Annotated in this window: 11 protein-coding genes and 1 riboswitch; of the genes, 9 read left to right on the forward strand and 2 right to left on the reverse strand. The window is 34.5% G+C overall.

Annotated elements, in window-relative coordinates; genetic code table 11:
* Window positions 1–15 precede the first annotated feature (15 nt).
* On the reverse strand, window positions 16–669 hold the full coding sequence (gene ribE, locus NX902_RS12580; protein WP_171509633.1) for a riboflavin synthase: 654 nt from the start codon (window positions 667–669) through the stop codon (window positions 16–18).
* A gap of 411 nt (window positions 670–1080) precedes the next feature.
* Window positions 1081–1237: riboswitch (FMN riboswitch) on the reverse strand.
* Window positions 1238–1414: 177 nt separating this feature from the next.
* Between ribE and NX902_RS12585 the strand changes: the two genes are divergently transcribed.
* The 8 genes from NX902_RS12585 (at window position 1415) to NX902_RS12620 (ending at window position 9624) form a co-directional block, all read left to right on the forward strand.
* A complete protein-coding gene (locus tag NX902_RS12585) occupies window positions 1415–2179 on the forward strand; it encodes an MBL fold metallo-hydrolase (protein WP_095328800.1) in 765 nt (254 codons plus the stop codon).
* A 219-nt stretch (window positions 2180–2398) separates the two neighbouring features.
* Window positions 2399–3154, forward strand: coding sequence for an exodeoxyribonuclease III (locus NX902_RS12590; RefSeq protein WP_095328801.1), 756 nt, complete (start codon window positions 2399–2401; stop codon window positions 3152–3154).
* A 144-nt stretch (window positions 3155–3298) separates the two neighbouring features.
* Complete coding sequence (locus NX902_RS12595) at window positions 3299–4279, forward strand: ring-cleaving dioxygenase (protein WP_341160750.1); 981 nt, start codon at window positions 3299–3301, stop codon at window positions 4277–4279.
* A 99-nt stretch (window positions 4280–4378) separates the two neighbouring features.
* A complete protein-coding gene (locus tag NX902_RS12600; protein WP_095328803.1) occupies window positions 4379–5179 on the forward strand; it encodes an HAD family hydrolase in 801 nt (266 codons plus the stop codon).
* A 97-nt stretch (window positions 5180–5276) separates the two neighbouring features.
* The gene (locus NX902_RS12605; protein ID WP_095328804.1) at window positions 5277–6335 is read left to right on the forward strand and encodes an undecaprenyldiphospho-muramoylpentapeptide beta-N-acetylglucosaminyltransferase; all 1059 of its coding nucleotides are present in this window, start codon (window positions 5277–5279) and stop codon (window positions 6333–6335) included.
* A gap of 156 nt (window positions 6336–6491) precedes the next feature.
* Window positions 6492–7829: a DEAD/DEAH box helicase gene (locus tag NX902_RS12610; protein ID WP_341160751.1), complete on the forward strand. Its 1338-nt coding sequence runs from the start codon at window positions 6492–6494 to the stop codon at window positions 7827–7829.
* A gap of 115 nt (window positions 7830–7944) precedes the next feature.
* Complete coding sequence (locus NX902_RS12615; RefSeq protein WP_095328806.1) at window positions 7945–8535, forward strand: branched-chain amino acid aminotransferase; 591 nt, start codon at window positions 7945–7947, stop codon at window positions 8533–8535.
* 66 nt (window positions 8536–8601) lie between these two features.
* Window positions 8602–9624, forward strand: coding sequence for an STAS domain-containing protein (locus tag NX902_RS12620; protein ID WP_095328807.1), 1023 nt, complete (start codon window positions 8602–8604; stop codon window positions 9622–9624).
* Window positions 9625–9988: 364 nt separating this feature from the next.
* Here the strand turns inward: NX902_RS12620 and NX902_RS12625 are convergent, their stop codons facing one another.
* Window positions 9989–11122 carry a serine hydrolase gene (locus tag NX902_RS12625; protein WP_338134272.1) on the reverse strand — a complete coding sequence of 378 codons (1134 nt, stop codon included), beginning with the start codon at window positions 11120–11122 and terminating at the stop codon, window positions 9989–9991.
* 487 nt (window positions 11123–11609) lie between these two features.
* On the opposite strand from NX902_RS12625, the gene NX902_RS12630 reads away from it, so the two are divergent.
* On the forward strand, window positions 11610–12503 hold the full coding sequence (locus NX902_RS12630; protein WP_163186864.1) for an NAD-dependent epimerase/dehydratase family protein: 894 nt from the start codon (window positions 11610–11612) through the stop codon (window positions 12501–12503).
* Window positions 12504–12531: the final 28 nt, after the last annotated feature.

Genomic DNA, 12531 nt, shown 5'->3' on the forward strand with positions numbered 1-12531 from the left:
TTAATAAATTTATGATTAAAAACCATTTTCTCTTAAAAATGAAGCAGTTAATGTTGAATCTTTTTTTATAGCTGGATTTTTGTCTCTATTCATAAAGGAATAAAAGTACTTAGCTAAAAGATCAAATTCAATATTCACTAGTTCACCTTTTCGCTTATTCCCAATCATGCTTACCTTAGAAGTATGCGGGATGAGTGATACAAAAATAGAGGTTGGAGTCGTTTGGAAAACCGTTAAACTCGTTCCATCAATGGTAATAGAACCTTTATCCATTACTAAGTGTATTTGCTCCTCTGGCATCTGAATTTCAACTAATGTACTATTTTCTATTTTTTTTGTTGATATAATCATGCCCGTACAATCAACATGCCCAGACACAAAGTGCCCGCCAAACCTTCCATTGGCAGCCATTGCTCGTTCTAAATTAACAATTGTGCCGCTATTTAGAAGCCTTAAAGTCGTATCGTTAAACGTGTTTGGCATAACATCGACTGTAAACAAACAATCACGGAAGGCAGTAACTGTTAGACAAACCCCATTTACGGCAATGCTGTCACCAATTTTCATATCCTCGAGAATCTGTTCTGCTTGAATCGTTATAGAAATAGTGTGCCCCGTCTTTTTACTATGCTTTACAACACCTAATTCTTCGACTAATCCAGTAAACAATGGAAATTCCTCCTTTCTGCAGAGTGTATTTATAGCTCTTAAATAGCAGGGGGTCAAACATTATATGGATAGAAAAAAACACTCCTTAAAGTCCATAAAAATACAAAATAAAACCCCGTATAATAAATTTATACGGGGTCAAATACATACTTAAATAAACATGTGGACGATAGAATAGCTGTTTTTTATGGATTGTTGTTTGTACTTAACGCTGTCAATGGGCATTTCACCATTCTTTTCAAAAAAGACCACTCTAAGCTTCAGTATATTTAGCAGTGATCACTTCAACTGTGAGCGCCCTTATTACTGCATCTCAAATACAACAAAACATCTCTATAGAAAAACAGAAACAGAAAAAGAAAGGAGACTCATTCTTTTCATTCTATCAATCATACCATTTTGTTTATTGTTATTTGCCTTCTCCCATCCAGACTTTACTGTCGGCTTTGGTTTCTCACCAAATCCACCGTTTTATAAATTTAAATCTTACAAAACGGGTCACGGGCTTAGAGTTTTACGTCCACTCATCACCGCCGGTTGGGAATTTCACCCGACCCCGAAGGCGATCACACATAGTGTGTAATCATAACTATTTAATTAACTGTATCGTACACCTTTTCCTTTTAATTATCAAATATTTTCTTTCAAGCACCATCTTTGCACTTCGAGTAAAGGGAAAATAATCTCAATAAGGTGTTTCTTTTATCGAATTGGTCACACTAAAAGAAAAAGGGGTGGCACAAGAATGAAAATTACAGAAAATGTTTTTGGCTATCGTACAGCAATTGCGAATATAGCATATATAGCAGGACTAGGAAATAGGAAAGAGGAATGGGTACTTATCGATACAGGCGTTCCTTATTCTGCTCCATTTATTTTGAAAAACACAGACCAACTTTTCAAGGGAAAGAAACCATTAGCAATCATTCTAACACACGCTCATTTTGATCATATCGGTGCATTACAAACACTTGTTAAGAAATGGAATGTACCTGTGTATATACATGAACAAGAAATTCCCTATTTGGAAAGTAAGAAGAAATATCCGCCACCTACGCCATTAAGGGAAAAAGGGATGATGTCCTTTCTTTCACCATTTTACCCGCGAGATGGCATTGATTTTCATTCCAGTATCAAGCCTATTCCATGGGATGGTTCTTTACCATATTTAGATGACTGGAAATGGATTCATACGCCAGGACACACGGAAGGACATATTTCCTTATTTAGAGAAAAGGATCGGTTGCTTCTAGCAGGGGATGCGCTGATTACAGTCAAACAAGAGTCATTATTTGCCGTTTTAACCCAGAAAAAAAAGATTCATGGTCCACCCGCATATTTTACACCAGATATAAACACCAGCTTCCAATCGATAGAAAAGCTATTAGCACTAGATCCGCAAATTTTATATACAGGACATGGTATGCCAATGTACGGAGCTGAAATAAGGGAGGGAATTAGGGAACTTCTTTATCAGTATAATACAGAGAATTTAGTAAAAGAAATTTAATTAATCATAATATAGTTATGTAAACTAAAAGTAGACAAATCATTATTTTGCCATCCCATATTTATAGGTGTTTGGAAAAAAACGATTTGTCTTTTTATTTTTCTCTATCATTTTGAGATGGCTATAGCGTCATTTTCTGCCAAGATATAATCCTTTAACGAATAGCTATTTCATGATACCCTTAATAATTAGAAGATTGATATAGTTAGGAGTATTTTTATGAAATTAGTAACTTGGAATGTTAATGGAATTAGAGCTTGTGTGAAAAAGGGCTTTCTCGATTTTTTCCAGCAAATAGATGCAGATATCTTTTGCCTTCAAGAGACAAAACTACAAGAAGGACAAATTAAACTAGAATTAGAAGGCTATCATCAGTTTTGGAATTATGCAGAAAGAAAGGGCTATTCAGGAACAGCCGTTTTTACAAAGGAGAAGCCACTTTCTGTTCAATATGGCATTGGAGAAGACTTTGAGGAATTGGAAGGGAGAGCCATTACCTTAGAATTTAAAGACTTTTTCCTACTGAATGTATATACCCCTAATTCAAAGCGAGATTTAAGCAGATTATCTTATCGAGTTGAATGGGAAAAACAACTAAAAAACTATATATTATCATTAGAAGCTATTAAACCTGTTATTTATTGTGGGGATTTAAATGTGGCTCACCAAGAGATAGATTTGAAAAATCCGAAGCCGAATATTGGAAACTCGGGATTCACAACTGAAGAAAGAAACGAAATGACAAGCTTACTTGAATTAGGATTTGTTGATAGCTTTCGATATCTATACCCAGAGCGAACCGATGTCTACACATGGTGGAGCTATATGGCGAAAGTAAGAGAGAGAAATATTGGCTGGCGTATTGACTATTTTATCGTTTCTAATCAATTAAAAGAGCGCATCCAAGATGCAACTATTCATTGTGATATAATGGGAAGCGATCATTGCCCTGTACAACTTGATATAGAAATATAATTTAATAAACAGGGCATTTTTATCATGCTATCATGTTAGAAAACAAATATGGTACAGATGCCCTGTTTTGTTGTGCAGATATCAATCCATTTAAAATAAATTTATATCGTTTCATTATACATATTTAGAAGGAGCGAACCGCAAATGAATTTAAAAGGAATTCATCACGTTTCTGCGATGACGGCAAAAGCAAAAGAAAATTACTCATTTTATACAAATATTTTAGGTCTACGGCTAATAAAGAAAACAGTCAATCAAGATAACCCCTCTGTCTATCATTTGTTTTATGGGGATGAGCAAGGCAGCCCAGGAACAGAACTAACATTTTTTGAAATTCCCCATATGGCTCTTAACAGAGAAGGAGTAAGCAGCATTTCTGCTACTTCTTTACGTGTTCCAAGTGATAAAGCATTAGAATTTTGGCTAAAACGTTTCGAAGAATATAATGTTAAACACGGAGAAATCTTAGAGAGAGCAGGCAGATTAACATTAGAATTTAGAGATTTTGAAACACAACGGTTCTTTTTAGTATCTGATGAAAACGATAATGGAGTGAAGGCTGGTATTCCTTGGGAAAAGAGTCCTATACCAGCAGAGTTTGCGATTACAGGTCTTGGACCAGTACAATTAACGGTAAGACGCCCAGAAGCGACTATTAGCGTTTTAACTGATTTACTTGGATTCCGCTTAAAAACTTCGTATCCATCCACTATGGAGAATCAACCCCCTATTCTGGTATTCGAAACAGGGGAGGGTGGCTCTGGGGCGGAGGTACATCTAGAGGAGCGAAACGATTTGAAAGTGCAGCGCCTTGGTAGAGGCGGTGTTCATCATGTAGCTTTACGAGCGGATAATGAGGAAGAACTTTATTATTGGATTGAAAAGGTGAATGAAGCTCGCTTCCAAAACTCAGGATATGTAGATCGTTTTTATTTTAAATCACTGTATTTTAGAGATCCGAATGGAATCTTGTTTGAAATTACTACAGATGGCCCTGGTTTTGCAACAGACGAAGATCTAAAACATTTAGGGGAATCTCTTGCACTTCCACCATTTTTAGAGTCTAAGCGGTCAGATATTGAGGCAATCCTAGAACCATTAGACACAAATAGAAAAGAAAAGTAATAGCTAACCGAAACGATAAACGAAAAAACAAAGTAGTATGCAAATATGCTACAATATTGAAAGAAACAATTGTTGGAATTACTAGGGGGAAAATGAATAATGAAATGCGTATCAATAGATTTAGATGGTACCTTGCTAGATGACCATCATCAAATATCTGAAGCAAACCGAATGATTATTCAGAAATTAAAGGATCAACATATAGAAGTAATTTTAAATACAGGACGTCAATACGCAGATGTTATTAAAGTAGACGGCGTAAAAGAATTAGAACTTCCCATTTTTTGTTTAAATGGCAGCATGATGTACGACGAAAAAGGAAAGCTACTATATGAAACACAAATTTCCATTGATTTATATCAAACTTTACTTAAAGTATTACAAAACTTGGAAGTAGGAGTTCTAGTTTATACGAATCAAGGTGGATTTCCAGGAACATTGCCAATGCTTCGCGGCAAATCATGGGATGAGATTCAAACACTCTTTGATCAACAAGATTATGAGGCGATCCTGCATTTAAAGGATGTAAAAATTTATAAGTTAATCGCCGTTGTCGATGAAACACAGCTAGATAAAATCGACCACGTTAAAGAAATGCTTAGAAAATATGAGGCTATTTCGTTTTCCTCTTCTTTTCCTAACAACTGTGAAATCACATCAACTGATGCACAAAAAGGGAAAGCGATTAGACGGTATGAAAATCTTCGGAACCTTACTTTTAATGAGATTTACTCATTTGGTGACGGAGGTAATGATATTACACAATTTGAAGTATCAACAAGATCTTTTGCCATGGAAAATGCTCCTGAAGAAATCAAAAAAAGAGCAAGCGACGTTACGAAAAGTAATAATGAGGATGGGTTTGCATACGCCATTGAAAAGATTCTGAAATTAGTGTAACCATCATATATTAGACTAGTTAAAGCCGGGATCTCTATACTAACTTCTGGCTTTTTCGCTGTGAAAATCGATACGAAGAATAGGAGTCGAATCTACTTTGAAGAAAATTGTGTTTACAGGCGGGGGATCTGCCGGCCATGTTACCCCTAATATCGCTATCATAAATGAATTAAATAAACAGTACTGGGATATTTCGTATATTGGCAGTAAAGCGGGGATTGAAAAGGACTTAATCGCAAAGATTGACATTCCATATTATTCTATTTCGAGTGGTAAATTAAGAAGATATTTATCAAAAGAAAATATAAAAGATATATTCAAAGTAATGAAAGGCTGTTATGACGCAAGAAAAATTTTAAAGAAAATCAAACCAAATGTTGTTTTCTCAAAAGGTGGATTTGTATCTGTACCTGTTGTCATCGCAGCCCGCCAGTTGAAAATTCCTGTCATTCTGCATGAGAGTGATCTAACACCAGGTTTAGCCAATAAATTGTCTGTCCGTTTTGCTTCAAAAATTTTTACATCTTTTGAAGAAACCTTACATTATCTGCCAAAAGAAAAAAGTAAAGCAATCGGTTCTCCGATTCGAAAGGAAATACTAACTGGATCTGCCTCTAAAGGGAAGTTCTTCCTTGGTTTTACTAGTCAAAAGCCGATTCTTACAATTATGGGGGGGAGTTTAGGGGCCAAGAAAATAAATGAAATCGTTCGTGATAATTTAGATACATTATTACAATCCTATCAAATTGTGCATCTATGTGGGAAAGGAAATCTTTCAGAAGATCATGCAGGGATAAATGGATACAAACAATTTGAGTATGTCTATAATGAATTAGCTGATATCCTAGCAGCGACAGAATTCGTTATTACGAGAGGCGGATCTAATTCTATTTTTGAATTTCTTGCCTTAAAAATTCCTATGCTTATTATTCCATTAACCAAACAGCAAAGCAGAGGAGATCAAATATTAAATGGGAAGGTCTTTACGGAAAATGGTTACTCCTATATGATAGAAGAGGAAGCATTAACAAAAGAGCATTTTCTTCATACCTTAAAACAAATGCAAGAAAATAAGCAAGGTATGGCAGAAAAGATGGAAAAGAACAAAAGCAAAAATGCTTTAGAAGAAATTATAAAAGAATTAAATCGCTATTAATATACATGTATCAGGCTATAGGTAGAGTTTGCATCTTCCTCTCTACTTGTAGTCTTTTTCATTATGCAGAAGATGATTTCACTTGATAATTTTGATAGAAAAAGCCAAAATAAGAAAATGGAATTCGTATATTTGAACGGAAAGTAGGTAAAATCCATGCAATCATTTACAGACATTGGATTGTCTTCAACAATTATTGAAAAACTTCATAAACAAGGAATAAAACAGCCAACCCCTATTCAAGCAAAGGTTATTGCACCACTTCTTAAAGGAAGCGATGTAATTGCGCAAGCACAAACAGGTACAGGAAAGACTTTTGCTTTTATATTGCCGATTTTAGAAAAAATGATTATCGATGCAAATCATATACAAACACTAATTTTAACCCCAACTAGAGAACTTGCTATTCAGATAACGAATGAAATCATGAAAATGAAACAGGAAGCAGTAAATGTTCTTGCTGTATACGGGGGACAAGATGTCGACAAACAGTTGAAAGTCTTACAAAAAGACGTTTCCATTGTCGTAGCGACACCAGGAAGATTAATTGACCATTTAAAACGAGGAACAATTGATTTAAGCAAAATCTCCTATTTTGTTTTAGATGAAGCAGATCAAATGCTTCATATTGGCTTTTTAGAAGAAATTAGCTATATTATGCGACGTATCCCTAAGTCAAGACAAACAATGCTATTTTCCGCGACTATTTCAAGGGAAGTCGAAAAACTTGCGAAGAAATATACGAAAAACGCCGACTATTTTACTGTTGAAGCAAAACAAGGACCAGCAAAAACCGTTAAGCAAGTAAGTATACATACAACTGATCGTGCCAAGCAAGGTACATTAATGACCTTAGTGAAGGAAGCAAATCCGTATATGGCAGTCATTTTCTGCAGGACGAAACGTCGAGTAACTAAATTATATGAAGTATTGCTCGCAAATAAATTTAGCTGTGGTCAATTACATGGGGATTTATCGCAGACAAAAAGAGAGCAAGTAATGAAAGCATTTCGTGATGGAAAATTCCAATTGTTAATTGCGACAGATGTAGCAGCAAGAGGCTTAGATATTGATGGAATTACACATGTATATAATTATGATATTCCGCAAGATGCGGAGTCTTATGTCCACCGAATCGGCAGAACAGGAAGAGCTGGTACAGAAGGATATGCAGTTACCTTTTATTCATCTGATGATAGACCATTGTTAGATTCAATAGAGAATCAATTAGATATAAAAATAGAAAAAATACAGCAACCCAAAAAGACAGATTCAACTAAACAAAGCGAAGAATCTAAACCAGCGAAAAAGCCATACAAAAAACAAAGCCATACAAAAAAGAAGGACGAAGTTATTCGTTCGTCTCAATCAGATAAAAAGGGAAGTGACAATAAGCGTAAGTCATTTTCAACAAACAATAAACATAGGGGTAATTCAAGTCAATCCCCAACAAAAAAATGGGCGAAACCTAAAAAACGAGATGGAAAAAGATAAAGAAGGTTCCCCTTTGCTTTAGGTTCCTTTTGAGGATTTAAAGGGAGAATTTTAGGCTTAGCTATCCTAATTTTCTACCAAAAAAACGATTGTATAATGAAGGGAGTTCATTCCATTGTTAAAAAAAGAAATAAATAAGTATATAGAAGAGTGCAAATCACTAAATTCAGGAAAAGTAGTTCTTTTCGAAGAGGAAATGAATTATGTTAGAAAAGAAGGCCTTGCAGACGATCATATGGTGATGGAACAGACAGCTGAGCGTTTTTCTGATTTATATATGGAGCTTGCCAATAAAGAAACAGACGAAGTGGTGCAGGAAAATGCTCAAGAGAGGATTCTTGAGGATACTGTAGACTATTTAGAGAGAAATATAGACATTTATCTCTATGTAGAGACAAAAGCATTTGACATTGTCTCTATCGATTCTATGTCCATAGAAGTTGATTCTGTTTTTGGTACCTATGAAGTTTTATGTGGATTAAAGAGTCCTAAAAAAACAGAAAAAGAAATTCGAGCATTTATGGAGAATCAACTAATAGGTGATGACACGCCTTACCAATTAATGTTCAATGGTAACGATGGCGTTTGGGATGTCAATTTCCCGTTAGAAAAAATCAACGGCTTCGATAAAGAAATGCAAATCGGGGATGCGTTAAAATTAGCTTATTTATTTTTATTCTCTTTAAATGAAAAATTATCAGCATAGCACTTTTTTGTTTTAAAACCGGATAAAATTAGATACATTTCGAATGTTTGGAAGCGAGGGAGAGACTTGACAAAAGAATCAAATCAAAAAATACAGATCAAATCTAGCGAATTTTCATGGAATAGCGAAAACGGTGTATTCCACTTTGACGGCGCTCCAGCACTATTATTTTGGGATAATGCATTTGAGATTTTTTTAAGCACCATTATGGAAATTTCCGGTCCTGATGCATCTAATGCCGTTTTTGAGACAACTGGTTTCCGGATGGGACTGCTAGTAAATGATTATTATCAAAATCGCTTTTCCATTGAAGAAATTATCAAGAAATATAGTGAAATATATTCAAGTGCGGGCTGGGGAAATGTAACGATAACAGCGTTTAACAAAGACAAGCAAACGGTAACGGTACGTTTGAAAAATTCATGGGAGCACCGAATCTTCCAATCTTTAAATCCAAGCCAATCTGCTGTATTATTACCGAGTCATTGGGCAGGTGTTTTTAGCGGACTATTTAAAGAAAAGATGTGGTATGAGTTAACTAAAAGTCAAACGAGGGGAGATGAATATGATGAATTAAACATATTCGTTTCTAACCACACTCCCCATCAAAGTGTCCATGAACTAGTAAGAGGGAAAGAAACAAAATACATTACAGAATTAGAAACAATAGTTGAGGACCGCACGAAAGAGCTATCCACTTTGATCAGGCATTTATCTACACCAGTCATGCCTGTCATGAAAGGCATCCTCGCTATACCGCTAATTGGGAAATTTAATGAAGAGCGTTTTGAAGATTTACTGCAAAAAGGTTTGCAGGAATTTTCCGAGCGTCGAGCAAGTTATTTACTTCTTGATTTAACTGGAATAAGCGAATTCGATCAGTTTATTATTTTTCGACTGCAGGAATTGGTAAAAGCAATTGAATTAATTGGCGGGGAATGCATCCTCGTAGGGATTAATCCACATTTAAGTGTGCAAATTATTCAATCAGGCGTTGATTTAAAACATATCCATACCTTTGCGACATTAGAACAAGGCATTGAATATGCAATTGAAGCTCTTGGTTATCGGATTGAGAAACAACCCTGAGTTAACGAAATAAAATAGTATCCATCCCCATAGCTTAAGAGAATTAACCTTCCTGCTAAACTATGGGTTTTGGTTTATCCGATTAAGAGAGTGCCTGCAATTACATTCATACATCATTTAGAATTATTCTCCAAATGTCTTATCCCCACAGGCTATGGATTCTCTTAAACAGATTGAATCTGAGAGAATTTAACTTAAGAAGATTCTAAACTTCTTGTAGAATATGTTAAAGAAAAACACTAAACTCTCTTATCTAGTTTTGGCAGGAGTAATTAATATTTTAAGAACATAATGGGATCTGCCGACTAAATGAGGATATCATACGAAGTAAGTTACAATCTAGAAAGTCGAATTCCTATCAACATTAAGGAATTCGACTTTCTAGAGCAGATAATTCTTTTTGTATTAGTGCTCGGAATTCAGCGTCTTTTAAAAATTTCAGTTTAAAGCCATTCAAATTTCGAGATAGTTTTGTTTGTTCAAATGAAGTCAAATCATTTGCAAAAAAGGCCAACTCAGTCTGGTTACCGTCTTTATCTGTAGCATACATTGCCGTTGTAATAATAAATGCAGTAGATCCACCCTTTTGCCCTGCATGAACAAGCCATTTTCGATTGTTTGGATTTTCCATTAACTGTTCCATTACTGGATCAAGATATTTATAGGTGTTTTCATCAAAATATGTTTTGTTATTTAGTTTTTCCATAATATAGACATAATCCTCTGAAGTTGATCGCGGTAAACGATTAGACCATATTCTTTGAACATCCATGTCTAAAGTATTCACTATTTGTTTTTTTTCTTCAGCAGCTGGAGGGTGGTTCAGCCATTTATTGTGTATATCCATCGCTCTTTTACGATATTCAGAAATATCCATACTTTTCATTACTTCGAGCATTTCTTGTTTAGTTATATTTTGCTCCTTCATTAGCTGGGTAGGGATAAACAACGCACTTACTATCGGATACAAAGGTTCATGATTTGAAATCCCTAGGCTTTCTAGAGAAGTATTAATATTTTCAAGCCCTAGCACATGAATTAAGTATTCGGTATTTGCATTTGAGCTGTAAGCAATCATTCCCTTAGCTACTTCACTTAAATGAACTTTATCTGTCTCTTTACCATCGTTTAGGTTAGCAATCCAAGCTTCATGTGCTCCACCATCTGTTTTAGGAATATAAAAGCTGTTTAGTTCCTCTAAACTAACTTCCTGCAACGGATCAATTTTCCCCTCTGCTGCCTGTCGTGCATATTCCATGGCGATAATAATTTTAACGGTGCTTGCTAAAGGTAACTGTTTATTTTGATTAACTTTTACCCACTTTTGTTTATTATAGTTGATCGAAAGCGCAACTCTTTCACTTTTTGCATTTTCCTTAATAAATTGAAAAATATAATCAGGATCTTCCTTGTTAATTTCCTTCTTAAACATATAAATTCCCATTCCGATCATGAAACTTAGCAAAACGATAATACCTATTGTAATCCATAGTGTCATTTTCAAGACAATCTCCCTCATTTTCTATTTGTAATCTATCTACGAATAATAGGATAGATAAGTTTCAATTTTAAGGGTAATATTCCTCTCTCTTCTTCATAGTCTCTAATTTTCCTAGGTGGTATAAAACAATTGGTCCCGTTTCGCTTGTGGAGAATTATTTACTTTTAGGTTTTAGCAATCTTCTTTATGTTTATGAATACTTTGGAGATTTCTTGCAATTGTAAAGCAATCATTAATCATTAATTTAGCTGATTCACCACAAGAAATAATGAAAACAGTTAATTTATACTACCATAGGAAATAAACTTGCTTTATACTTACTACTCAAATTAGAATATTTTGTTATATTTAGTTAGAAATAGTTAAAGAGCTATAGCTTAGAAGATAGTTCTGCTTTGAGTTTAGATATATTTTTTGTACTACTGGTTAGTGAAGAAGCTTTTTCTTCTTACAGGTAAATATTAAAATAGGAAGGAAGATTTGAATGTCAATAATTGATATAAAGATATTGATTACAGGAGTAACAGGGACTTTAGGTGGTGAGGTTGCAAAAAGATATTTAAAGGAAGGTGCAATGGTCAAAGGGTTAGTAAGAGACGAAAAGAGTTATAAAGAAATGAAAGAAATCGGCATAGAACCAATTATAGGAGAACTTACTAATCGAGGTTCATTAGTAGAAGCAGCTAAAGATATTGATATTATTATTCATTGTGCGGCTTATTTAGGCGAGGATTTAGAGAAAGCGATGAATTCAAATGTAATTGGTGTGGAAAATTTAGCGAGCGTAGCAATAGAATTAGGTATAAAGAGATTTGTACATATATCAACTTTATCCGTTTATGGCGAGCCAACAGAGGGATATTTTGATGAAAATTCACCAATTACAGAAAGTCATCCGGAAGTATATATTAAGACTAAAGCTCATTCTGAAAGAATTCTTAATAAGTATAAAAATAATGGACTCGGCTTAATCATTTTAAGACCTGGAGCGATTTGTGCAGAGAAAAACTCCTATTGGGGTGATAGACAAGTTGAACGGATGATAAATACCGACATTGTTAACTGGGTAAATCCAGATGACCTTATACCATGGGTACATAGAGATAATTTGATTGAAATGATTTTTGTCGCTATATTAAAGGGTATTAGTGGTGAAATTTATAATGCAATTGATGGAAACTATCCTGATAAAGAATATAGATTAGAATTAATAAATGCTATAGGTAAAAAATATATACTACCAGAGCGCAGATTAGAACGTCCAATTTATTCTAATAAAAAAATCAAAGGATTAGGATATATGCCAGTTAAAACATTTGAAGAAACTATTTCTAACCTAAAAAAAGTTGCTTTGAAGCACAATAAATATATTAACTAATAAATAACTAAAGGAAAATGAAAGGACT

It is taken from the genome of Niallia sp. FSL W8-0954, from assembly GCF_038005605.1.
Classification (GTDB): domain Bacteria; phylum Bacillota; class Bacilli; order Bacillales; family Cytobacillaceae; genus Niallia; species Niallia circulans_A.

What these genes read in the sequence shown, in the direction of transcription:
- NX902_RS12585 (WP_095328800.1), top strand. Translation starts at nt 1,415, where the DNA reads ATGAAAATTACAGAAAATGTTTTTGGCTATCGTACAGCAATTGCGAAT.
- NX902_RS12590 (WP_095328801.1), top strand. Translation starts at nt 2,399, where the DNA reads ATGAAATTAGTAACTTGGAATGTTAATGGAATTAGAGCTTGTGTGAAA.
- NX902_RS12595 (WP_341160750.1), top strand. Translation starts at nt 3,299, where the DNA reads ATGAATTTAAAAGGAATTCATCACGTTTCTGCGATGACGGCAAAAGCA.
- NX902_RS12600 (WP_095328803.1), top strand. Translation starts at nt 4,379, where the DNA reads ATGAAATGCGTATCAATAGATTTAGATGGTACCTTGCTAGATGACCAT.
- NX902_RS12610 (WP_341160751.1), top strand. Translation starts at nt 6,492, where the DNA reads ATGCAATCATTTACAGACATTGGATTGTCTTCAACAATTATTGAAAAA.
- NX902_RS12625 (WP_338134272.1), bottom strand. Translation starts at nt 11,122, where the DNA reads ATGACACTATGGATTACAATAGGTATTATCGTTTTGCTAAGTTTCATG.
- NX902_RS12630 (WP_163186864.1), top strand. Translation starts at nt 11,610, where the DNA reads ATGTCAATAATTGATATAAAGATATTGATTACAGGAGTAACAGGGACT.